21 protein-coding genes are annotated in these 22457 nt (G+C 71.2%); 19 read left to right on the forward strand and 2 right to left on the reverse strand.

Features of this window, described 5'->3' with window-relative positions; all coding sequences use genetic code 11:
* Positions 1-5 precede the first annotated feature (5 nt).
* The 8 genes from ACWCRB_RS08705 (at position 6) to solA (ending at position 8866) form a co-directional block, all read left to right on the forward strand.
* Positions 6-695, forward strand: coding sequence for an alpha/beta hydrolase (locus ACWCRB_RS08705; RefSeq protein WP_450995344.1), 690 nt, complete (start codon positions 6-8; stop codon positions 693-695).
* Entirely contained in the window at positions 692-1738 is a 1047-nt protein-coding gene (locus ACWCRB_RS08710) for an ABC transporter ATP-binding protein (protein WP_450995345.1), read from the forward strand. The genes ACWCRB_RS08705 and ACWCRB_RS08710 overlap by 4 nt, the downstream gene beginning before the upstream one ends.
* Complete coding sequence (locus ACWCRB_RS08715; RefSeq protein WP_450995346.1) at positions 1735-2754, forward strand: ABC transporter ATP-binding protein; 1020 nt, start codon at positions 1735-1737, stop codon at positions 2752-2754. The genes ACWCRB_RS08710 and ACWCRB_RS08715 overlap by 4 nt, the downstream gene beginning before the upstream one ends.
* Entirely contained in the window at positions 2751-3515 is a 765-nt protein-coding gene (locus tag ACWCRB_RS08720) for an amidohydrolase family protein (protein WP_450995347.1), read from the forward strand. Before ACWCRB_RS08715 ends, ACWCRB_RS08720 begins: the two co-directional genes overlap by 4 nt.
* Entirely contained in the window at positions 3512-3973 is a 462-nt protein-coding gene (locus tag ACWCRB_RS08725) for a cytidine deaminase (protein WP_450995348.1), read from the forward strand. Before ACWCRB_RS08720 ends, ACWCRB_RS08725 begins: the two co-directional genes overlap by 4 nt.
* A 32-nt stretch (positions 3974-4005) precedes the next feature.
* Positions 4006-4854, forward strand: a complete 849-nt coding sequence (locus ACWCRB_RS08730) for a creatininase family protein (RefSeq protein ID WP_450995349.1) — start codon at positions 4006-4008, stop codon at positions 4852-4854.
* Positions 4855-4928: 74 nt separating this feature from the next.
* Positions 4929-6386, forward strand: a complete 1458-nt coding sequence (locus tag ACWCRB_RS08735; protein WP_450995350.1) for an aldehyde dehydrogenase family protein — start codon at positions 4929-4931, stop codon at positions 6384-6386.
* A complete protein-coding gene (gene solA / locus ACWCRB_RS08740; RefSeq protein ID WP_450995351.1) occupies positions 6383-8866 on the forward strand; it encodes an N-methyl-L-tryptophan oxidase in 2484 nt (827 codons plus the stop codon). The genes ACWCRB_RS08735 and solA overlap by 4 nt, the downstream gene beginning before the upstream one ends.
* A 17-nt stretch (positions 8867-8883) precedes the next feature.
* Here solA and ACWCRB_RS08745 read toward each other — a convergent pair whose 3' ends face one another.
* Entirely contained in the window at positions 8884-9573 is a 690-nt protein-coding gene (locus tag ACWCRB_RS08745; RefSeq protein ID WP_450995352.1) for a GntR family transcriptional regulator, read from the reverse strand.
* Positions 9574-9710: 137 nt separating this feature from the next.
* Between ACWCRB_RS08745 and ACWCRB_RS08750 the strand changes: the two genes are divergently transcribed.
* From ACWCRB_RS08750 to ACWCRB_RS08775, 6 genes are read left to right on the forward strand one after another with little or no spacing between them, the layout of a single operon-like run.
* Positions 9711-10370 (forward strand): cyclase family protein, encoded by a 660-nt coding sequence (locus ACWCRB_RS08750; protein ID WP_450995353.1) that lies wholly within the window; start codon positions 9711-9713, stop codon positions 10368-10370.
* Complete coding sequence (locus ACWCRB_RS08755) at positions 10367-11995, forward strand: gamma-glutamyltransferase (protein ID WP_450995354.1); 1629 nt, start codon at positions 10367-10369, stop codon at positions 11993-11995. The genes ACWCRB_RS08750 and ACWCRB_RS08755 overlap by 4 nt, the downstream gene beginning before the upstream one ends.
* A complete protein-coding gene (locus tag ACWCRB_RS08760; protein ID WP_450995355.1) occupies positions 11992-13974 on the forward strand; it encodes a primary-amine oxidase in 1983 nt (660 codons plus the stop codon). The genes ACWCRB_RS08755 and ACWCRB_RS08760 overlap by 4 nt, the downstream gene beginning before the upstream one ends.
* A 49-nt stretch (positions 13975-14023) precedes the next feature.
* Positions 14024-15376: a Rieske 2Fe-2S domain-containing protein gene (locus ACWCRB_RS08765; RefSeq protein WP_450995356.1), complete on the forward strand. Its 1353-nt coding sequence runs from the start codon at positions 14024-14026 to the stop codon at positions 15374-15376.
* Between the two features lie 5 nt (positions 15377-15381).
* On the forward strand, positions 15382-16821 hold the full coding sequence (locus ACWCRB_RS08770; protein WP_450995357.1) for a glutamine synthetase family protein: 1440 nt from the start codon (positions 15382-15384) through the stop codon (positions 16819-16821).
* A 13-nt stretch (positions 16822-16834) separates the two neighbouring features.
* Positions 16835-17764: a PDR/VanB family oxidoreductase gene (locus ACWCRB_RS08775; RefSeq protein WP_450995358.1), complete on the forward strand. Its 930-nt coding sequence runs from the start codon at positions 16835-16837 to the stop codon at positions 17762-17764.
* Here the strand turns inward: ACWCRB_RS08775 and ACWCRB_RS08780 are convergent.
* Positions 17761-18186, reverse strand: coding sequence for a YjbQ family protein (locus ACWCRB_RS08780; RefSeq protein ID WP_450995359.1), 426 nt, complete (start codon positions 18184-18186; stop codon positions 17761-17763). The genes ACWCRB_RS08775 and ACWCRB_RS08780 overlap by 4 nt on opposite strands.
* Before the next feature lie 137 nt (positions 18187-18323).
* On the opposite strand from ACWCRB_RS08780, the gene ACWCRB_RS08785 reads away from it, so the two are divergent.
* The 5 genes from ACWCRB_RS08785 (at position 18324) to ACWCRB_RS08805 (ending at position 22410) form a co-directional block, all read left to right on the forward strand.
* Positions 18324-18392: a putative leader peptide gene (locus ACWCRB_RS08785; RefSeq protein ID WP_351286961.1), complete on the forward strand. Its 69-nt coding sequence runs from the start codon at positions 18324-18326 to the stop codon at positions 18390-18392.
* Between the two features lie 136 nt (positions 18393-18528).
* The gene (locus ACWCRB_RS08790; RefSeq protein WP_450995360.1) at positions 18529-19437 is read left to right on the forward strand and encodes an ABC transporter permease; all 909 of its coding nucleotides are present in this window, start codon (positions 18529-18531) and stop codon (positions 19435-19437) included.
* A complete protein-coding gene (locus ACWCRB_RS08795) occupies positions 19410-20147 on the forward strand; it encodes an ABC transporter ATP-binding protein (RefSeq protein ID WP_450995361.1) in 738 nt (245 codons plus the stop codon). Before ACWCRB_RS08790 ends, ACWCRB_RS08795 begins: the two co-directional genes overlap by 28 nt.
* A 60-nt stretch (positions 20148-20207) precedes the next feature.
* Positions 20208-21245 (forward strand): ABC transporter substrate-binding protein, encoded by a 1038-nt coding sequence (locus tag ACWCRB_RS08800; protein WP_405539017.1) that lies wholly within the window; start codon positions 20208-20210, stop codon positions 21243-21245.
* A gap of 7 nt (positions 21246-21252) precedes the next feature.
* The gene (locus ACWCRB_RS08805) at positions 21253-22410 is read left to right on the forward strand and encodes an LLM class flavin-dependent oxidoreductase (protein ID WP_450995362.1); all 1158 of its coding nucleotides are present in this window, start codon (positions 21253-21255) and stop codon (positions 22408-22410) included.
* Positions 22411-22457 lie beyond the last annotated feature (47 nt).

A 22457-nucleotide genomic window follows, 5' to 3' on the forward strand; every position in this document is an offset into this window, starting at 1 on the left:
GCCGCATGGACATCGTGCTGGTCCACGGCGCCGGCGGACGGCCCACGACCTGGTCGGCGGTGGAGCCCCTGCTCACCGCCCTCGGCCACCGGCTGTTCACCGTCACCAATCCGATGACCTCGCTCTCCGACGACGTCGCAAACACCTCCGCCGTGCTGACGGAGACCTGGGGCCCCGTACTGCTCGTCGGGCACTCCTACGGCGGCGCGGTCATCAGCAACGTCGGCCGCGATCCACGGGTCAAGGGGCTCGTCTACATCTGCGCGTTCGGGCCCGACGAGGGCGAGACCGTCAACGAGATCGTCGAGCGGTACGAGGACGCCGAGATCTCCAAGTACATGCGACGCGGCCCGAACGGCGAGTGGAAGTCGGAGACGAGTCCCGAGTTCTGGGCCGAGATCGGTCCCGACCTCTCCCCCGAGCAGCGGGTCATCGTCGAGGCGGAGGGGCGCAAGGCGGAGAACGCAATCTTCAGGCAGCCGACCGGCGTCCCCGCCTGGCGCACCCTGCCCAGCTGGTACATGGTCGCCGACGACGACCGCACCCTGCGCCCCGAGATCCAGCGGGACATGGCCGAGCGGATGAAGGCCACGGTCGAGCACGTACCCGGCAGCCACTACACGACCCTCGTGTGGCCGCAACGCGTCGCCGACCTGATCCACACGGCCGCACTGGCCGTCGGCACCGCCTCATGACGGCCGCACTCGAACACACCCTGGACCAGGCCGTGTCGGAGCCGGTACTCGAAATCCGCGACCTGCGTGTGCAGTTCGACGTGCCCGGAGGCCGCCTTCCGGCCGTGGACGGCGTCGACCTGATCCTCCGCCAGGGCGAAGTCCTGGCCCTGGTGGGCGAGTCGGGGTCCGGCAAGTCCGCCCTGTCGATGAGCCTGGTCGGCCTGAACCGGGGCCCGCGCACCCACATCACCGGCGAGGTGTCCTTCGGCGGCCGTGACCTGGTCACCGCCTCGGAGCGGGAACTGCGGGCGGTCCGGGGCAAGGAGATCGCCGTCGTCTTCCAGGACGCGCTCGCCGCGCTCAATCCCCTGCACCGGGCGGGCGCCCAGGTCTCCGAGATGATCCGCGCCCACCGTGACGTACCGCGCGCGCAGGCCAGGGACCGCGCGGTGGAGCTGCTCGGCGAGGTCGGCATCGCGGGACCGGACCGCGCGGCACGCTCCTACCCGCACCAACTCTCCGGCGGCATGCGCCAACGCGTGATGATCGCCATGGGCCTCGCGAACGACCCGGCCGTACTGATCGCCGACGAGCCCACGACCGCCCTGGACGTCACCATCCAGGCCCAGGTCCTGACGGTCCTCAAGCGGGTACAGCGCGACCACGGCACCTCGGTGCTGCTGATCACCCACGACCTGGGCGTCGTGGCCGAGGTCGCCGACCGGGTGGCCGTGATGTACGCGGGCCGGATCGTGGAGCAGGGGCTGCGGGACGAAGTGCTGTTCAACCCACAACACCCTTACACCATGGGGTTGTTGGGCTCCGTTCCGCCGATCGACGGTCCGGTGCTACGGCGGCTGCCCGCGATCTCCGGGAGCCCGCTGACCGGGGTGGAGCGGCCGTCCGGCTGTGCCTTCGCGCCCCGGTGCGCGTTCGTGCACGACGCCTGCGCCGAGCGTCCGGAACTGCGGCGGCGGCACGGTGGGGAGGGGCATGTGGACGCCTGCGTACTGCCCGGCGCGGAGCGCGCTGAGGCCCGTACCAAGGGTGGCGCCGAATGAGCGCCCCGCTCGTCTCCGCCCGCCAGCTGCGGGTCGAGTACCCGGGAAGGGCCGGGGGCCGGGTCAGGGCGCTGCGGGACGTCGACCTCGACATCCTCCAGGGTGAGACGCTCGGTCTGGTCGGTGAGTCGGGGTGCGGCAAGTCGACGCTCGGCCGGGCGCTGCTGCGGGTGATCGAACCCTCGGCGGGCCGGATCGAGTTCGCCGGCTCCGACCTCACCCAGATGCGGGGGCGTCAACTGCGGCGTACCCGGGCCGAGTTGCAGATGGTCTTCCAGGACCCGTTCGGTTCGCTCAACCCGCGCCGCAAGGTGGCCGACATCGTCGCCGAGCCGCTGCTGCGGGCGCGTGGAGCGACCCGTGGAGAGGCCGCGCGGGCGGTGGCCGAACTCCTCGATCTGGTCGGTCTGGGCGCGGAGGCCGGGGCGCGCAGGCCGCACGAGTTCTCCGGCGGGCAGCGTCAACGTATCGGCATCGCACGGGCGTTGGCCTCCTCTCCGCAGTTCGTGGTGGCCGACGAGGCGGTGTCGGCGCTGGACGTGTCGATCCAGGCGCAGGTGCTGAACCTGCTGTCGGACCTCGTCCGCGACCGGGGTCTGACGATGCTGTTCATCTCGCACGACCTGGGCGTCGTACGGCACATCGCCGACCGCATCGCCGTCATGTACCTGGGACAGATCATCGAGATCTCCTCCCGGGACGCCTTCTTCACCGGCCCCGCGCACCCGTACAGCCGGGCCCTGCTGTCCTCCGTACCGGCGCTGCGGCGGCCCGGCGGAGATCCGGCGCGCGAACGGGAGGTGCTGGAGGGCGAGTTGCCCGACCCGGCGAATCCGCCGGACGGCTGTCTGTTCCGGACGCGGTGTCCCATCGCCGCCCCCGAGTGCTGTACGCGCATGCCCGAGCTGCGGGAGATCGCGCCGGGGAGAAGCGTCCGCTGTCATCTGCCCCTGATCTCCGGCGGCCTCGAAGCAGGCGGCTCCGCGAGCCCAGCGATTAAGGACGTAACGCTTTGATCATCGACGCCTACAACACGACGCAGGACGTCCGGGGCCGTTCGGACTACCTCACCGGCGCGCGAAAGGGCCAGGCCCCGCCGCCGTACACGCCCTTCGATCCCCGGCGCATCCTCGACCGGATGGACGCCGCCGGGGTGGACATGGCGATGGTGTGCTCGCTGGCCCAGCGGATCGAGAACGACTTCATCTCTTCCCTGGTCACCGCGCACCCGGACCGCTTCTTCGGCTTCGGGCAGGTGCTGCCGCAAGCCGACGACGCGATCGAGGAGATCGACCGGATGGCCGACGCGGGCCTCGTCGGCCTGAAGCTGCATCCGAGCCTGCACGGCTACCACGTCGCCGACCACGGTCTGCTGGACCCGGTGTTCGAGGCGTGCGCCCGGCGCGGGCTGCTGGTGATCGTCAACGCGCTCGACGACGCTTTCTGCGCGCCGTTCGCGATCGAGGAGATCGCCCGCGACCACCCTCAAGTGCCCACGATCATCGCCCACATGGGCGCCGTGTGGAACGTACCGGAGGCCATCATCGTGGCCGAGCGTCAGCCGCACGTGTACCTGGAGACCTCCGCGACCCTGCTGAGCGACGTGCGGCGGGCGTACGCCCGCCTGGGCCCGGAGAAGATCCTGATGGGCAGCGAGTGGCCCGGTTCCGACTTCGACCTGGAGCGGATGAAGATCGCGAAGGCGATCGAGGACGAGAAGGACCGGGCGCTGGTCGAGGGCGGGAACATGGCCCGCCTGCTGGGTCTGCCGGTATGAGCGCGGCGGGCAGCATCGCGTCCGTGGCCGCGCCGCCGTCGATGAGCGCAGACGACGCCGAACTCCTCGCCATCGCACAGGAGTTGCTGGCCCGTGTGTGGCAGCACGGCCGGCACGAGGTGGCGACCGCGCTGCGGACCGCAGACGGCCGGATCCATACCGGCGTGCACATGGAGGGTTCCTGTCGGCGCAGTTCGGTGTGTGCCGAGGGAGTGGCCATGGGGGCCGCGCGGGGCGCGCTGCCGGGCGGGGCTCCGCTGGGCATCACGGCCGTGGTGTCGGTGCAGATCAAGCCGGCGGGCCGGTTCCGGATCATCGCGCCGTGCGGGGTGTGCCGGGAGCTGATCAGCGACTACTGCCCGGACGCCACCGTGTGGGTCACCACGGTCGACGGCGACGAGCCGGTCCCGCTGCGCGCCCTGGATCTGCTGCCCGAGAAGAGCCGGCGCCAGTGGTGAGCAACACGATCGCGACGACTTTGAGGAGAGAGATGTCCGCCATCATCACCGGTCCGTCCGGACGGACCGTCCCCACGGAACTGGACGTCCCGGAACTCGCCGCCCAACTCGGCGGCACCGGCGCCCCTTTGCTGTGGGAGGAGCTGACCTGGCCGGAGGCCGGGACCACGGCCGCCGCGCAGGACGCCGTCATCATCCCCGTGGGCGCCACCGAACAGCACGGCCCGCACCTCCCCCTCGCCGTGGACACCCGGATCTGCGAGGCGGTCGCCCTCGGGGTGTCCGCCCTGACGGGGGTCCCCGTCCTGCCGCCCCTGAGCTTCGGGGTGTCCGCGTCCCACGGTGACTTCGCCGGGACGGTGGCGCTGCGCCCCGAGACCATGATCGCCGTGATCGAGGACGTCATCGACTCGCTGTACGCCTCCGGGGTACGGCAGTTCGTGCTGCTGAACGGGCACATCTGGAACAACGGGGCGCTCGATGTCTCGGCAGAGAAACTGAGGGTCCGTCACCGAGACGCGCGGGTACGGGCGTTGGGGTACGTGACGATGTACCCCGGCCCGGAGGTCGACGGGCACGTCACCTACGGCCGGGCGCTGATGCACGCCAACTTCTTCGAGACGTCGGTCATGCTGCACCTGGCGCCGGAGCTGGTGCGGATGGACCGGGCGACCTCCCATGTCGACGTCGACTCCTTCTGGGACTACCGCATGGACCAGGTCAGCGAGACGGGCGTGTGGGGCAGGGACGTGACCGACGCCGACGCCAAGCACGGGGCGGCGGAGTTCGACCGCTGCGTCCTGACCACCGCCCGGGCCGTGTCGGCGGCGGTGCGAGAGCCGTGGCCCGACCCGGCCCACCGGCCCGGCGGACGTACGTGAGCCGTACGTGACCCGGACGCCGTACGCGCCCGTACGTGCCCCTGCGTGACCCCTTGCCCCAGAAGGAGCACACCTTGGACCCCAGCACCACCCTCCCCCACCTGCCGGACTGCGAGCCCATGCTCATCGGCGGCGACTGGACCACGGGGACCTCGCCGCAGCGGATCCCGGTGCTCGACCCCGCCACCCGCGAACAGCTCACCGCCATCGCGCAGGCGGGCCCCGCAGAGGTGTCCGCCGCGGTCGCCGCCGCGGTCGCCGCACACCGCGACCGGCGCTGGCGCGGACTGCCGCCCCGGCAACGCCGTGACGTGCTGCTGCGCCTCGCCGACCTGGTGGAGCGCGACGCCGAGCAGCTCGCGGTGCTGGACACGCTCGACAACGGCAAGGCCATCGAGCGCGCCCGTGGCGACGTGGACCTCGGCCTCCAGGCCATCCGGCACTTCGCCGGCGCCCCGGCCCGGCTGACCGGCACCGTGCACGCGGCGGGGCCCGACCGGCACGTCTACAGCGTGCGCGAGCCGGTCGGCGTGGTCGCTGCCGTGCTGCCGTGGAACTTCCCCTTCATGATCGCCGCCTGGAAGATCGCCCCGGCGCTGGCGGCGGGCTGCACGGTCGTGGTCAAGCCGGCCGAGCAGACCCCGCTCACCGCGCTGCGACTGGCCGCGCTCTGTCTGGAGGCGGGCGTCCCCGAGGGCGTGGTCAACGTGGTGACGGGTGACGGCCGTACAGGGGCGGAGCTGGTCGCCCACCCGGATGTCGCCAAGGTGTCCTTCACCGGGTCCACCGAGGTCGGGCGGCTGATCATGGCGGCCGCCGCGCCGACGGTGAAGCGGCTCACCCTCGAACTCGGCGGCAAGTCGCCCAACATCGTGTTCGCCGACGCCGATCTGGAGGCCGCCGTACCGGCCGCCGTCCGTGCGGTGTTCGGGCACTCCGGACAGATGTGCACCGCCGGGAGCCGGCTCCTGGTCGAGCGCACGGTCGTCAAGGAGTTCCTCGACCTGCTGGTGCCCGCCGTGGAGGCCCTGCGGATCGGGCCGGGCCTGGCGGGCGGGATCAACATCGGTCCGCTGGTGTCGCAGGAGCAGTACGACCGTGTCACTAGCTATGTCGAACTCGGCCGCGCGGAGGGCGCGGAGGTGGCCGTGGGCGGGGAACCGATACCGGGGCCGGGCTGGTTCGTGCGGCCGACCGTGTTCACGGGTGTCACGCCCGACATGCGGATCGCCCGGGAGGAGATCTTCGGCCCGGTCGCCACGGTCATGCCCTTCGACACCGAGGAGGAGGCGATCGCGCTCGCCAACGACAGCGACTACGGGCTCGCCGCGGGCGTGTGGACCGGCAGTCTCCAGCGCGCCCACCGCACCGCCGCCGCGCTGGAGGCGGGCACCGTGTGGGTCAACACGTACAACGAGTTCGATCCCGCCGTGGCCTTCGGCGGGATGAAGCAGTCCGGCCTCGGCAGGGACCTCGGCGACGCCGCAGTCGACGGGTTCACCGAGCTCAAGAGCATCACGATCGCCCTGTGAGCGCCCCCGTGACGACCGGCACCACGGCCGCGTCCTCGTCCCCGGCCACCCGCGGACCGGACGTCGCGGCCGAGCGCGCCCGGACACCCGGCTCCGCCACCGGCCACCACTTCAACGCGGCCGGCGCGGCCCTGCTCGCCGATGGCACCGTCGACGCGGTCATCGACCACCTGCGCGCCGAGAGCCTGTCCGGCGGATACGAGGCCGCCAAACACGCGGCCCCCGCTCTGGACGCCGTCTACGCACGCACCGCCCGCCTCCTCGGCGTCGGCCCGGACGAGGTCGCCCTCGTCGAGAGCGCGACGGCGGGCTGGCAGCGCGCGGTGTCGGCACTGCGGCTACGCCCCGGCGACCGCGTCCTCGCCGCCCGCTCCAGCTACGTCAGTTGCGCCCTGCACCTGCTGGCGGCCGAGCGCGACCTGGGCGTTCGCGTCGAGCTGCTGCCCAACGCCTCTGACGGGGCAGTGGACTTGGCGGCGCTGGAGGCGGCACTGCGCGCGGGTCCCGCAGCACTGGTCACCGCGGCGCATGTCCCAACTTCCTCAGGTCTGGTCGAACCCGCCGCCGAAATCGGCGCGTTGGCGAGAGCACACGGGGTGCCCTTCCTGCTCGACGCCACGCAGTCGCTCGGCCAACTGCCCGTCGACATGGGCGCCATCGGCTGCGACCTCCTCATCGGAACCGGCCGCAAGTTCCTGCGCGCCCCGCGCGGCACGGGCCTGCTCGCGGTCCGCCGCCCGCTCCTCGAACGGCTCTCCCCCGAGGCCCCCGACGTCCGGGGCGCGCACTGGACCGCCGAGCGGAGCTGGGAACTGGTCCCGGACGCCAAGCGGTTCGAGCTGTGGGAGGCCGCGCACGCCCTGCGCCTCGGCCTGGGCGCCGCACTGGCCGCCCTCGACTCCCTGGGCGTGGACGTCGTCGCCGGACACCTGGCGAGGCTCGCCACAGGTCTGCGGGAGCGGCTCGCGGAACTGCCCGGCGTGCACATCACCGACCCACCGGCCGCCGGCGGCGCCATCGTCACCTTCGTGGTCGACGGCCTGGACGCCTCCGACGTACAGCGCGAACTCGCCGAACGCCGGGTCCATCTCATCGCGGTGCCCGCCGGGCACGGGCGCTGGGACATGGATCCCCGGGGGCTGACCAAGGTGGTCCGGGCGTCGGTGCACGTCTACAACGACCAGTCCGACCTGGACGCCCTGGTGGAGGCGGTGCGGGAGATCGTACGGGGGCAAGGGGCGGACGTACGGGCAGCCGGGCGAAGGAGGGCTGCCGAGGCATCGGCACTGGAGACGGACGTACGGGATCACCGAAGGGCGGTTTCGAAGGTGCCGGCGCCCCATGCCACCACCGCCCCCGCACCCCGTGCGGCCCTCCGCTGCCACGACGCGATCGTCGTCGGTCTCGGCGTCCACGGCAGCGCCGCCCTGCACCGGCTGGCCGCACGTGGACTCGACGTCCTCGGCCTGGAGCAGTTCGCCTCGGCCCACGAGCTGGGTTCCTCGCACGGTGCGACCCGGATGATCCGGCGCGCCTACCCCCACCCCGACTGGGACGACCTGGTGGACACCGCCTACAGGGCCTGGGCAGATCTGGAGGAGGCCGCGAAGACGCAACTCCTCGACAACACCGGGGGTTTGTACGCGGCGCCGCTGGACCGGCCCGATCCGCTGCGCGGCCCCGGCTGTCGGCAGGTGGACCCGGAGGAGGCGGCACGGATCTTCCCGGGGCTCCGACTACCCGCCGGATACGGCGCGGTGTACGACCCGAGGGCCGGAATCATCGACGCAGCGGAGACGCTACGGGCCCAACTCGCCCTGGCCGAACGGTCGGGCGCGGACGTGCTGGACCGTACGCCGGTCCTCGGCTGGGAGCCGGACGGCGACGAGGTCGTCGTACGCACCGCCGACAGCCGCGAACTGCGCACGCGCCGCCTGGTGCTCTGCACGGGACCCTGGACGGCAACCCAAGTCCCCTACCTCGCACCACATCTGACCGTCACTCGGATCGTGAGCGCCTACTTCGCGGCCGACCCCGAGGGCCCGCTGGGCAGATCCGGTCTGGGGAGCTTCTCGGTGGATCTGCCGCAGGGCCTGCTGTACGGGTTCCCCGCCGCCGATGGCCGTGGCCTGAAGGCGGGGCTGGACAGCGGACCGGCCTGGGATCCGGACGCACCCCGCCCTCCGGCGAGCGCGGACGAACTCGCCCTGCTCGCCGAGGCGGTGGCGCAGGTACTGCCCGGCGCCGGACCGGTGACCGAGAGTCTGACGTGCCTCTACACGATGACGGCGGACCGTCGTTTCCTCGTCGGCGAAGTGCCGGGTGTGCCGCAGGTGTTGGTGGCGTCGGCCTGCTCGGGTCACGGGTTCAAGTTCGGGCCGGCGATCGGCGAGGCGCTGGCCGATCTGGTGTGCGGGACCGCTCGCCCGGACCTTGAATTCCTCTCGCCCGCACGGCTGTTGACGGGTGGGGCCCGATGACAGGCCCCACGGCTGTCTCAGCCGTGGAACACGGTCTGGGAACGGCGCTCGTACCAGGCCGTCAGATGCTCGCCCGAGCTGACGATGTGGTCGCGCATGGCGTCGTCCGCACGGTCGGGGTCGCGGGCGGTCAGGGCTTCGATGATCGCCTCGTGCTGGCGGATGTTCTCCTGCCGGTGGCGTTCGTCGCCGGCGAGGGCGAGCGAGGAGACGTTGCGCGGGAAGCTCTCGTTTATGCGGTCGATCATGCGGCTCAGCCAGGGGTTGTCGGCCGCCACGCAGACGACGGTGTGGAAGCAGTCGTTGGCGGCGGTGGTGGCGGGGCTGCCACCGGCCTCGCGCTCCGCCGCGTCTCTCAGGACGGCGTTGTGCTCGCGCAGTTCGGCGAGCTGGCGCTCGGTGATGCGGGTGGCTGCACGCCGGGCGGCCAGGCCCTCCAGCTCGGCGCGCACCTCGTACGCCTGGCGCACCTCCCAGGGCGCGGGCACCCGGACCACCGCGCCACGGTGGGGCTGCATCTCGATCAGGCCGCCGTTCTGCAGCTGGCGCAGCGCCTCGCGCACAGGAGTGCGGCTGACCCCGAACTCGGCGGCCAGTGCCGCCTGGCGCAGCGGTTTGCCGATCGCCAGTTCGCCGTTCATGATCCGCGCGCGGATGCGGGCCGCGATGTCGTCGACGAGGGGGCCCTCGTCTGTGTGGGGCGTCATCGGAGTCGGTCAAGCCCTTCTCGGGGTCGGTCGGAGGGTGCGCGGTGGTGGAGCAGTTTCCCATGCACCCGAGGGCATCCACTGCCATCGCTTATTGGATCCACTTCCATGATATCCGCATCCAATAGGAGCACAGCATGAGCATGATCCTGGATTTCGCCAAGGCCATCGACGTGTCCGTCCCCATCCACCCCGGAATGCTGCACTGGGGCCGCCGTCCCGAGATGGAGATCGTGGAGTCCCGCACCGCCGGTGACCCGTCCAACGTGAGCCGCTGGCGCATAGGCGCCCACACCGGCACCCACATCGACGCGCCCGCCCACTTCATCGACGGCGGAAAGACCGTCGACCAGCTCGACCTCTCCGCGCTCAACGGCACCGCGCGGGTCCTCGACCTGACCCATGTGAAGGAGCAGATCACCGCCGCCGACCTGGACGCGGCCGGCCTCGGAGACGAGGAACGGGTGCTGCTGCGCACCAGCAACTCGGAGGGCGTGCTGCGCAGCCCGTGGAAGGCGAGGGAGTGGGTCGGCCTGGCCCCGGACGGCGCGGAACGCCTCATAGAAGCCGGGGTGCGCACGGCAGGCATCGACTACCTGAGCATCGAGGCCGTCGCCTACACCACCCACTGGGAGACCCACCAACTCCTGTGCTCCGCCGAGGTGTTGATCCTCGAAGTGGTCGACCTGCTGCACACCCCGGCGGGCGTCTACGACATGCTCTCGCTCCCCCTGCCCCTGCAGGGCGCCGAGGCAGCCCCGTCGCGGACGGTGCTCTTGCCGAGGGACGACACGTGAGCGCCGGTTCCCGGCTGATCCTCGCCGCACCGCACCCGGCGGCGCTCTCGGCCGCCTGCCGAGCCGCGGAGCGCGGCGGCAACGCGGTGGACGCAGCGCTGGCCGCTGCCGCCGCGCTCACCGTCGTCTACCCCCACCAGTGCTCCCTGGGCGGCGACTTGATCGCCCTCGTCCACTCCCCCGACGGAACCGTGCGCGCGATCATCTCCGCCGGAGCCGCAGCACAGAACGTGGACGTCGAGGCCCTGCGCGCCGCGGACCGACGGATGCCCGCGCAGGGTCCACAGACGGTGACCGTCCCCGGCGTCGTGGCCGGCTGGGCGGCCCTCGCCGAGTCCTACGGCACACCGGGCGCCCTCGCAGCCGCGCTGCGGGACGCGGCCGAACTGGCGGAGAACGGCGCCACGGTGTCGCCGGGCCTGGCACGCGCGATAGGCGAACGCGCCGAGCAGATCGCCGCCGACCCCGGACTCACCACCCTGCTGACCGCCCCCGACGGGACCCCGCTCACCGAGGGCGCCCCACTCCCCCAGCCACAACTGGCCGCCGTACTACGAAACTTGGCCGACGACCCCTGGTCCTTCTACCGGGGACCGGTGGCCGAGTCCCTCGCGGAGGGCCTGCGCCGGGCGGGCAGCCCCCTGACGGCGGCCGACCTGGCGGCCCACCGCCCGGAGACCGTCGAGCCGCTGACACTGGACACGGCCGACACCCGCTGGTGGACGGCTCCCCCACCGAGCCAGGGGGCAACGCTGCTGGCGGTGCTGGGAACTGGTGAACTCCGGTGTGGTGAAGCGCCCCAAAAGGGGCGCGGGGAACTGCGCGACCAGCCCCCACCGGCCCGCAGTGAACAAGCCACCTACCCAGCGGAACACTTGGCGCCCCTCTGCCAAGACGCCTCGGCAGCACGCGACCGCCTCCTGGGCGACCCACGCGGTACGCAGCCGGACCTCAACGGATTGCTACGGCCCGCGCCACTCAACGGCGCACAGCCACCGAAGCCCCCCTCCCGCCCGGCCGGCGACACCGTAGCCATCACGGCAGTAGACGACTCCGGCCTAGCAATCTCCCTCATCCAGAGCGTCTACCAGACCTTCGGCTCCGGCATCTGCGACCCCACCACCGGCATCGTCCTCCACAACCGCGGCTCGGCCTTCAGCCTGGACCCCGACCACCCCGCACTCATCGGCCCCGGCCTACGCCCCCCGCACACCCTGTGCCCGGTACTCGGCCGCTCAGCCGACCTCCTACTGGCCGCCGGGTGCCAAGGCGGCAGGGCCCAACCGCAGATCCTCGCCCAGACCGCGCCCGCCCTGATGAACCCCGACGCCGATCCGGCCAGCGTCCTGGACCGCCCGCGCTGGGTGGTCGGCGCCCGCGACATAGGCCACGAGTCCCAGACCCTGCTGGCCGAGCCCGGTTCCGTCCCCGCCACCACGACCACCCTCCCGTCGGGCGTGCCGGTCGTCGTCACGCCCGGCCGCACCGACCTGGCCGGCCACACCCAGGCCGTACGACTGACCGCCGACGGCCGCCTCGACGGCGCCGCCGATCCACGCGCCGACGGCGGCACCGTGCTGTGCGGCGGCCCGGCCGTCCCCGTCCCGGAAGGAACCCCCGCATGAGCACACTCGCCCCCGAACCCGTACCGGCGACCGACGCACCACACCCGCTGGACCCGCTGTCCGTCACCGAACTGGCCGCCGTGGTCACGGTGTTGAAGGCGGATACCCGGATCACCGAGGACGCGCGCTTCTGGGGCGTGGCCCTGGACGAGGACCACGCCCGCCGCGCCGTCCCGGGCGATCCGAGACGGGCCCGCGCAGTCGTGATCTGCCCCTCCGCGCACATCGCCTACGAGGTCGCCCTCGAACTCGGCGACAAGCCCCAGAGCACCGCCTGGCGGAAGTTGGACGTACGCAGCCCCGGCTGCTCCTCCGAGGAGGCCCGCCAGGCCGCCGCCATGTGCCGGGCCGACCCGCGCTTCAGGGAGGCGCTCGCCCTGCGCGGCATCCACGACGTGTCGCTGGTCATGGTGGACCCGGAGTCGATCGGCGGCTTCGAACCGCCCGAGTACCCGGGGCGCCGGCTGACCTGGGGCAGCGTCTGGCACCGCACGTCCGAGGACGACAACGGCTATGCGCGCCCGGTCCAGGGCGTGGTGCCGATCATCGACATGGAGTCGATGGAGATCCTGCACATCGAGGACCACGGCATCGTCCCGCTGTCGGAGGAGTCCGGGACATTCGGCGCGGGCGTCGTAGCAGAGCGAACAGGCCTCAAGTCACTGGAAGTTGTCCAGCCAGACGGACCCAGCTTCACCGTCACCGGTCAACGGCTCGCCTGGCAGGGCTGGTCGGTGCGCGTCGGCTTCAGCCACCGCGAGGGCCTGGTCCTGCACGACCTGACCTTCGACGCGGCCGGAAAGGGCCCGCGACAGGTGATCCGGCGTGCGGCGGTCAACGAGATGTACGTCCCCTACTTCGACACCGCCTCCACCCAGTACCGCAAGAACTTCTTCGACTGGGGCGAGTACGGCGCGGGCCCGCTCACCAACTCCCTTGCCCTGGGCTGCGACTGCCTCGGTGTCATTCAGTACTTCGACGCGGCGGTGCTCGGCGGCGACGGTGTCCCCCGGCTCATCCCCAACGCCGTCTGCGTGCACGAGGAGGACGACGGCATCCTCTGGAAGCACCACGACGGCCGCACCGGCCGCACGGAGGTCCGCCGTTCCCGCCGTCTGATCATCTCGGCGTTCGCCACGGTCGCCAACTACGACTACGGCTTCTACTGGTCGCTGTACCAGGACGGTTCGGTGATGCTGGAGATCAAGATGACCGGCATCCTCTCCGCGACCGGCGTCACGGAGGACGAGGAGACCCCTTACGCGCGCCGGGTCGCCCCGAACGTCGCGGTCACCAACCACCAGCACTTCTTCGCCGTACGACTGGACATGGCGGTGGACGGCACCGACAACCGCCTGGTCGAGGTCACTGCGGAGCCGGAGACGGACCCGGACCTCAACCCGTACGGCAACGCGGCCCGCACCGTCCTGCGTCCGATCCTCAACGAGGCGGAGGGCGCCCGGAGCACGGACCCCTCCCGCGCCCTGCACTGGCGGGTGGAGAGCACCGAAGCCCGCAATCGGATGGGCGAACCGACCGCGTACCGCGTGCACTTGGAGAACACGGCGGTGCTGCCGGTGCGCGAGGACAGTGTGTGCGCCCGCCGAGCCCCGTTCGTGGCACGGCAGTTGTGGGCGACCGCCTACGACCCGGACCGCCGGTTCGTCGCCGGCGAGTACCCCAACCAGGCCGAGCCGGGCGCCGACGGTGTGCACAAGTGGCAGGAGGAGAACCGCTCGTTGGACGGCACCGACCTGGTCCTGTGGGCCACGATCGGCTCCCACCACTTCCCGCGCCCCGAGGAGTGGCCGGTGATGCCGGTGGCCAAGGCGCGGCTACGGCTGGAGCCGGACGGCTTCTTCGACCGCAACCCGGCCCTGGACGTGCCCGCACCGGTCTCCTGCCACACGCCAATACAGCCGTCCCACACGCCGAAGCAACCATCGCCCACGACACCGACGGACCACTGCTGCGGCTGACCCCGTGCCCGATGACACAACTCACGGTGACACCTCGGAAAGGCATCTGATGCGCGAGGAAGAGAACCAACGGCTCACCCGAACCGGCCCGGGCACCCCGGCCGGCGAGTGGATGCGCCGCTACTGGCAGCCCATCGCCCTGAGCGAGGAACTCGACGGCGTACGGCCCCTGGTGGCGCCCAAGGTCATGGGCCAGGACCTCGTCCTGTTCCGGGACGACGCCGGCGGACTCGGCCTGGTCGACCGCGGCTGCCCGCACCGTGGCGCCGACCTGGCGCTCGGCCGGCTGGAGGACGGCGGCCTGCGCTGCTGCTTCCACGGCTGGCTGTTCGGCCGTGACGGTACCTGCCTGGACACACCCGCCGAGCCGCTCGGCAGCCCACTCAAGTCCCGCGTACGCCTGGCCAGTTACCCAGTACGCGAGATCAACGGAATCATCTGGGGCTACCTCGGCCCCGGCGAACCGCCCGAACTCCCCGCCCTGGACTGCTTCCAGGCACCCCCCGACCACGCCTTCGCCTGGAAGGGACTGTTGGAGTGCAACTGGCTCCAGGCCCTGGAGGTCGGCATCGACCCCGCCCACGCCTCCTACCTCCACCGCTTCTTCCAGGACGAGGACCCCGAGGACAGCTACGGCAAACAGTTCCGGGCCGCCTCCCGGGGCACCGACCTGCCGATGACGAAGATCCTGCGCGAGTACGGCCGTCCCGACATCGACGCCGTGCGCACCCCGTACGGCATCCGCATCACCGCCCTGCGCACCCTGGACGGCACCGACACCCAGGGCAACGCGATGGACGGCAGCCGCACCCATGTCCGCGTCACCCACCAGGTGTTCCCGCACGCCTTCCACATCCCGCTCGACGCGGAGACCGCCATCACCCAGTGGCACGTACCGATCGACGACAACTCCTCCCACTGGTACGCCCTGTTCACCAGCGTCGGCGCCCCGGTGGACGGCGCGGAGATGCGCCGACAACGGGTAGGCGCGGTAACCCTGCCCGACTACCGCCCGCGCTTCGGCCGTACGAACAACTACGGCTACGACCCCGAGGAACAGCGCACGACGACGTACACCGGTCTCGGCACCGACATCAACGTGCACGACCAGTGGGCGGTGGAGGGCCAGGGAGCCGTCCAGGACCGTACGCGCGAGCATCTGGGCCGCTCGGACAAGGCGATCGTGATGTACCGACGGATGCTGGGCGAGGCCGTCTCCGCCGTGGAGCGCGGTGAGAACCCACCGCTGGTGCTGCCGCCCGAGGAGGCCGCGCGAATCCAGGGACCGGTCACGCTGGACGGCATCGGCCCCACTGAGGGCTGGCAGGAGCACTGGGCAGCCGCCACAGCCAAACAACGAGCCGACAGCAGCTGGGCACAGCCCGTCGGAACGGACGGCTGAGCCACGTGGGATTCATCGAGCGCCACGGCCTGTGGAACCCCGAACAGACCACGGCGGCCGGGGAGATACGCGAGCGCACCGAGAGCGGCGGCATGAAGGTCGTACGCCTGGTCTTCGCCGACCAGCACGGCCTGCTGCGCGGCAAGACCGTCACCGTAGGGGAGCTGCCGAACGTGCTGCGCGACGGCACCGGCATCGCCTCGTCGCTGCTCGCCAAGGACACCTCGGGGCGGACGGTTTTCCCCCTCTTCACCAAGGAGACGCCGCTCGGGCTGCCCGAACTGCGGGGCGCCGCCGACATGGTGATGATCCCCGACCCGCTCACCTTCCGGATGCTGCCCTGGTCGCCGGGCACGGGCTGGCTGCTCTGCGACCTGCGCTTCACCACCGGAGCGCCGGTGCCGTTGTGCACGCGCGGCCTGCTGCGCTCGGTCCTGGAACAGACGGGCGGCCTGACCTACCGCACCGGCCTGGAGGTGGAGTTCCACCTCTTCCGGCTCACCGACCCCCGCCTGGGCCCCGGTGATCTGGGCCAGCCGGGTGCCGCTCCCGAGGTCGGCATGCTCAACCACGGCTACCAGTACCTCAGCGGGCTGCGGTACGACGAGCTGGACCCGATCCTCGACGTCCTGCGCGCAAACATCGAGGGACTGGGGCTGCCGCTGCGCAGTCTGGAGGTCGAATTCGGGCCGAGCCAGGTCGAGTTGACCCTGCAACCCGCCGACGGGCTGGGCACGGCCGACGCGATGGTGCTGCTGCGCGGCGCCGTCAAACAGGTCGCCGCCCGCCACGGCCACCACGCGACCTTCATGTGCCGCCCCCATCTCCCCGGGGTGTTCTCCAGCGGCTGGCATCTGCACCAGAGCGTGCTGCGGGACGGCGTCGGCATCTTCGCCCCGGAGAGTCCGGAGGGTGCCGCGTCCGGGCGGCCATCCCTGTCGCCGTACGGCACCGCCTTCCTCGGCGGACTACTGCGCCACGCACGAGCAACGAGCGCGTTCTCCACACCGACACTCAACGGTTTCAAGCGCTTCCGGTCCCTGTCGCTGGCCCCCGACCGTGCCGTGTGGGGGCGTGACAACCGAGGGGCGATGGTGCGAGTCCTGGGTGACGGACCGTCATCAACCCGACTGGAGAACCGAATCGGCGAACCGGCGGCCAACCCCTACCTCTACCTCGCCTCCCAACTCGCCGCCGGACTGGACGGGGTGGCGAACGGCTCGGACCCCGGCCCGGCAGCGGACGAACCGTACGCCACCCGTGCCGAGCCACTGCCACGCTCGCTCGGCGAGGCACTGACCGCGCTGGAGGCGGACGAGAGCCTGGCGGCCCGGCTCGGCAAGGACTTCGTGTCCTACTACGCCGGTATCAAGCGCGCGGAGATCGCCCGCTTCGAGCAGGAGGTCACCGACTGGGAACAACGGGAGTACTTCCGTGTCTTCTGACACCTCACCGTCCATGGGACCTCTGCTGGTCCGGCAGGCCCGCTGGATCGCCCACGACGTGCTGGAACTCCAGCTGACCCGGCCTGACGGCGGCGGACTGCCCCCGTGGGAACCGGGTGCCCACATCGAACTCACCCTGCCTTCAGGTCTGCGACGCCCCTACTCCCTCTGCGGGAACCCGACCGATACCCGCGCATGGACGGTCGCCGTACACCGGGTACCCGACGGACGCGGCGGCTCACAGGAGGTCCACGACACGGCGCTGGTAGGGCGGGAGTTGGAGGTAAGAGGCCCGATCAACCGATTCCCATTGCTCCCGGCGAAGGGCTACCTGCTACTGGCGGGCGGCATCGGCATCACCCCACTCCTCCCGATGGCCCGCGAACTGACCGCACGCGGCATCCCCTGGCGCCTGATCCTGGGCGCCCGCGACCGCTCCCGCCTGGCATACGCCGACGACCTGGTCGAACTGGGCGGGGACCGCGTACTGCTCGTGCCACAGGACGAGGCGGGCCTGCCGGACCTGGCCGCCGAGATCGCCGCCGCTCCGCCCGGTCACGCGGTCTACGCCTGCGGGCCCACACCGATGCTCGACACGGTGATGTCCCTGTGCCCCACGGCGTACACGGAACACTTCACCTCGGGCGACGGCGACACACAAGTCGCAGGCACGAAGGGCGAGTTCGACGTCGTACTGACTCGCTCCGACCTGCGCACGACCGTGCCCGCCGACCGTTCCGTCCTGGACGTCGTCCGGGAGCTGCTGCCGGCCGTGCCGTACTCGTGCGAGGAGGGCTACTGCGGCAGCTGCGAGACACCGGTAACAGCCGGGATACCGGACCACCGCGACACGGTGATCGACCCGTCCGAACGCGCCACCGCCACCACGATGATGATCTGCGTGAGCCGCTCCGCGTCGGCGGTGCTGGAGCTCGACCTCTAACCCGCAAGGAACGTCAAGCGCACCTTTCGCTGCGGATTATCCCTGTTCGTGTCGACCAGACACACAGATTGCCAAGTCCCCAACTCCAGCCGCCCACCCACCACCGGCAGCGTCGCGTGCGGCGGCACGAAAGCCGGGAGTACATGGTCGCGGCCGTGGCCGGGTGTGCCGTGGCGGTGCTGCCAGCGGTCGTCCGCGGGGAGCAGGGTGTGGAGGGCCGCGAGGAGGTCGTCGTCGCTGCCGGCGCCCGTCTCGATGACGGCGATTCCGGCCGTGGCGTGCGGGACGAAGATGTTGAGGAGGCCGTCCCGGCCGGCCGCCGCCTCCCTCAGGAAGGTCTCGCAGTCGTGGGTGAGGTCGACGACCGTCTCCTCGGTGCCGGAGGCGATGTTCAGGACGCGGGTGGTGAAGGCATCGGACATGCGTCCATCATCGCGCGCCTGCAGGGAGCCGTGCCCGACCTCTCTCCCGCCCCTTGATACGGGTGGTCCACTCCGCGAGACACCATTGACCGTGGTCACGTCACCTGGCTACTTTCAGCGGCATGTTGCGTTCAGCCATGCTCACCACGCGCGGTCACATCGACCTGCTGCGGGTGGCCTCCGCCGCGTGTCGTCGCGGCTGCTGACGCCCTTTTTCCTTCCACCTTCGCCCGCCTGGGCGCCGCCCAACCCGCACGTCCGCGATCTGCCCTGATCCGTCCCGGACGCGACGGCGCCGAGGCACACCCCCACCCCGGTCGCTCTCCTCCTCGTGGAGCACTCATGAGCATCAGCCATGCCCCACCCGGCTCCCCCGAGCCCGATATATCGGTTAAATCAAACTCTGGTACGTCCGATGTCGCCGCCGGTGCCGTCGAACACGCCGCTCCCGACCTCGAACCCATCGTCCCCAGCTCCACGCGCCGCGCCCGTGTCCCCCGCTGGCTGCGCCGCACCTCGGGCCCCCTGCTGCTCCTCGCGCTCTGGCAAGTCCTCAGCAGTACGGGCGTACTGACCGCCGACATCCTCGCCTCGCCCGGGCGGATCGCCGATGTCGGCAGTGATCTGATCGCCGACGGTTCGCTGGGCGACGCGATGGCCACCTCGCTGCAGCGGGTCGCGCTCGGGCTGCTCTTCGGCACCGTCATCGGCACCGGACTCGCCCTGGTCTCGGGCCTGTTCCGGATCGGCGAGGATCTCGTCGACGCGCCCGTGCAGATGCTGCGGACCGTGCCGTTCGTCGGTCTGATCCCGCTGTTCATCATCTGGTTCGGTATCGGCGAGGCCCCGAAGGTCGCGATCATCACCCTCGGTGTGACCTTCCCGCTCTACCTCAACGTCTACGCCGGAATCCGGGGCGTGGACTCCCAGTTGATCGAGGCCGGTGAGTCGCTCGGGCTGTCCCGGTGGGGACTCGTCCGGCATGTCGTGCTGCCGGGCGCGCTGCCCGGGGCGATGACCGGGCTGCGCTACTCGCTCGGCATCGCCTGGCTGGCGCTGGTCTTCGCCGAGCAGATCAACGCGGACGCCGGTATCGGCTTCCTCATGGTGCAGGCGCGGGACTTCCTGCGGACCGACGTGATCGTGGTCTGCCTGATCGTCTACGCGTTCCTCGGCCTGCTGGCCGACTTCGTCGTCCGTACCCTCGAAAGGCTGCTGCTGCAATGGCGACCGACGTTCACCGGACGGTGACCTCACCGGCCGTACGGGTCGAGGGGCTGACCCGTGCCTTCGACGGCCGTGCCGTCATCGACAACCTTCAACTCAACGTCCGGCCGGGCGAGTTCGTGGCCCTGCTCGGCCGCAGCGGCTGCGGCAAGTCCACGCTGCTGCGCATCCTCGCCGGGCTCGACCGCGACATCGCGGGCACCGTCCTCGTACCGCGCCGCAAGGCCGTCGCCTTCCAGGCGCCCCGGCTGATGCCGTGGAAGAAGGTGTGGCGCAACGTCCTGCTCGGGCTGCCAGGCAAGCCCGGACGTGAGGTCGCCGAGCAGGCGCTCACCGAGGTGGGCCTCAGCCACCGTTCGGACGCCTGGCCCAAGACCCTCTCCGGCGGTGAGGCCCAACGTGCCTCGCTGGCAAGGGCGTTGGTGCGCGAGCCCGATCTCCTGCTGCTCGACGAGCCGTTCGGCGCACTGGACGCGCTCACCCGGATCAAGGCCCAGCGGCTGGTCGGCGAACTCTGGCAACGCCGGGGCTGCGCCGTCCTGTTGGTGACGCACGACGTCGAGGAGGCAGTGCTGCTCGCCGACCGTGTCCTCGTGATGGACGAGGGCGTCATCGCGTACGAGACGACGGTCGACCTGGACCGTCCGCGCGACATCACCGACCCGCGCTTCGCCGAACTGCGCGCCCAGCTCCTGGAACGCCTGGGCGTCGACACCGCCGCCGAAGCCGCCTGAGCACCATCAACTCCGCTCCCCTTCCCCACGGTTGCACACACACGATCGGAACGAACGACCATGCGACGACGCCTCGTCCCCGCCGCCCTGCTCCTCCCTCTCGCCCTGCTCGCCTCCGCCTGCGGCGGGAACTCGGCCGCCGACTCCTCGATCGGTTCCGGCAGCGGTACCGACGGCAAGGGGTCCCTCACGCTCAACGTCGGTGACCAGAAAGGTGGCGCGGAGGCCGTGCTGCGGGCCGCCGGGGAACTCAAGAACCTTGACTACAAGGTCAAGTGGTCCACCTTCACCTCCGGCCCGCCCCTCCTCGAAGCCGTCAACGCCAAGGCCGTCGACATCGGCAGCGTCGGCAACACCCCGCCGGTCTTCGCGGCCGGCGCCGGTTCCAAGATCACGGTGGTGGGCGCCCTGCGCGGCGGATCCCAGGGCGAGGCGATCCTTGTCCCCAAGGACTCCAAGCTCAAGAAGGCCACCGACCTCAAGGGCAAGTCCGTTGCCGTGGCGCAGGGTTCGTCCGCGCACTACCAGCTGATCGCCTCGCTCAAGCAGGCCGGGCTCACCCTGAACGACATCAAGGTCAAGTACCTCCAGCCGGCCGACGCGTTGGCCGCGTACACCAGCGGCAGCGTCGACGCGTGGGCCGTGTGGGACCCGTACACCTCGCAGGTGCTCAAGGCCGGTCAGGGGCGCGTCCTGGCCGACGGCGAGGGTGTGGTCAACGGGCTCAACTTCCAGGTGGCGGCGCCCTCCGCGCTCAAGGACGCCAAGAAGACGGCCGCCATCAAGGACTTCGTGGAGCGGCTGCGGCGCGCCCAGGACTGGGTCTACGAGCACCCCGAGGCATGGGCCAAGGTGTGGGCCAAGGACACCGGGCTGCCGTACGAGGTGGCACTCGCGTCGGTGAACCGGACCAACGCGACCCGGATCCCGGTGGCGATCGACGACGCGCTCGTCGCCTCCGAGCAGGAGATCGCGGACACCTTCACCAGCCTCAAGCTCATCCCGAACAAGGTCGACTTCGCGAAGTACGTGGACCGGCGCTTCAACGACGACCTGCCCCCGTCCACCACCACGCCCCGCCCCAGCAAGGAGTCGTGAGCGCGCGATGACCGTCCATCTCCACTGGTTCCTGCCCACGGGCGGCGACGGCCGCACCCTCGTCGACCGGCACGCGTACGCCCCCAACACCGGTGGCGCGAACCGTCCCGTCAAGGGCGTCCGGCCGCCCGACATCGAGTATCTCGCCCAAATCGCCAAGGCTGCCGAGCAGTTGGGCTTCGAGGGGGTGCTGACGCCGACCGGCACCTGGTGCGAGGACGCCTGGCTGACGACCGTGGCGCTCGCCCAGCACACCGAACGGCTGAAGTTCCTGGTGGCGTTCCGGCCCGGCGTGATCTCACCGGCGCTCGCCGCGCAGATGGCGGCGACCTACCAGCGCGTCACGCGCGGGCGGCTGCTGCTCAACGTCGTCACCGGTGGCGACTCCTCCGAGCAGCGGCGCTTCGGCGACCACCTCGACCACGACCGTCGGTACGCGCGCACCGACGAGTTCCTGTCCGTCGTACGACAGGCGTGGGCCGGTCGGCCGTACGACTTCGACGGTGAGCACTACCAGATCGAGGACGGGCTGACGGCGCTGCCGCCGGACCCGGTGCCGCCGCTCTTCTTCGGCGGGTCCTCGGCCGCCGCGGGGCCGGTCGCGGCGCGGCACGCCGATGTGTATCTGACCTGGGGAGAGCCGCCCGCGCAGGTGAAGGAGAAGATCGACTGGATCCGGTCGCTGGCCGAGCGCGAGGGGCGGACGGTCCGGTTCGGGGTCCGGCTGCACACCATCTCGCGGGACTCGTCGGCCGAGGCCTGGTCGACCGCGTACCGGCTGCTCGACGACCTCGACGCGGAGACGATCGCGGCGGCGCAGGCCGCGCTCGGCCGTAGTGAGTCGGTCGGGCAGCAGCGGATGGTCGCCCTGCACGGCGGTTCGCGCGACAAGCTGGAGATCTATCCGAACCTGTGGGCGGGCGTCGGTCTCGTCCGGGGCGGTGCGGGCACCGCGCTCGTCGGCAGCCACGGCGAGGTCGCGGAGCGGATCGAGGAGTACCACGCACTGGGCGTCGAACACTTCGTGCTCTCCGGGTATCCGCATCTGGAAGAGGCCTACTGGTTCGGCGAGGGCGTGATCCCGGAACTGGCGTCTCGTGGGCTGCTGGAGCGTACGCCGGGGGCGGCCGGGGGTTCGCCGATTCTGGTGGCGAGCGGCCGCTGAGTGTTCCGGTCGGGCCGGGAAGATCCTCGCCCCTCCCCCGGTTAGTA

It is taken from the genome of Streptomyces sp. NPDC002156 (assembly GCF_053593675.1).

Coding starts and splice junctions, on each gene's coding strand:
- ACWCRB_RS08710 (WP_450995345.1), top strand. CDS start 692: ATGACGGCCGCACTCGAACACACCCTGGACCAGGCCGTGTCGGAGCCG.
- ACWCRB_RS08760 (WP_450995355.1), top strand. CDS start 11,992: ATGAGCACACTCGCCCCCGAACCCGTACCGGCGACCGACGCACCACAC.
- ACWCRB_RS08705 (WP_450995344.1), top strand. CDS start 6: ATGGACATCGTGCTGGTCCACGGCGCCGGCGGACGGCCCACGACCTGG.
- ACWCRB_RS08775 (WP_450995358.1), top strand. CDS start 16,835: ATGGGACCTCTGCTGGTCCGGCAGGCCCGCTGGATCGCCCACGACGTG.
- ACWCRB_RS08800 (WP_405539017.1), top strand. CDS start 20,208: ATGCGACGACGCCTCGTCCCCGCCGCCCTGCTCCTCCCTCTCGCCCTG.
- ACWCRB_RS08725 (WP_450995348.1), top strand. CDS start 3,512: ATGAGCGCGGCGGGCAGCATCGCGTCCGTGGCCGCGCCGCCGTCGATG.
- ACWCRB_RS08750 (WP_450995353.1), top strand. CDS start 9,711: ATGAGCATGATCCTGGATTTCGCCAAGGCCATCGACGTGTCCGTCCCC.
- ACWCRB_RS08795 (WP_450995361.1), top strand. CDS start 19,410: ATGGCGACCGACGTTCACCGGACGGTGACCTCACCGGCCGTACGGGTC.
- ACWCRB_RS08780 (WP_450995359.1), bottom strand. CDS start 18,186: ATGTCCGATGCCTTCACCACCCGCGTCCTGAACATCGCCTCCGGCACC.
- ACWCRB_RS08715 (WP_450995346.1), top strand. CDS start 1,735: ATGAGCGCCCCGCTCGTCTCCGCCCGCCAGCTGCGGGTCGAGTACCCG.
- ACWCRB_RS08745 (WP_450995352.1), bottom strand. CDS start 9,573: ATGACGCCCCACACAGACGAGGGCCCCCTCGTCGACGACATCGCGGCC.
- ACWCRB_RS08730 (WP_450995349.1), top strand. CDS start 4,006: ATGTCCGCCATCATCACCGGTCCGTCCGGACGGACCGTCCCCACGGAA.
- ACWCRB_RS08790 (WP_450995360.1), top strand. CDS start 18,529: ATGAGCATCAGCCATGCCCCACCCGGCTCCCCCGAGCCCGATATATCG.
- ACWCRB_RS08805 (WP_450995362.1), top strand. CDS start 21,253: ATGACCGTCCATCTCCACTGGTTCCTGCCCACGGGCGGCGACGGCCGC.
- ACWCRB_RS08765 (WP_450995356.1), top strand. CDS start 14,024: ATGCGCGAGGAAGAGAACCAACGGCTCACCCGAACCGGCCCGGGCACC.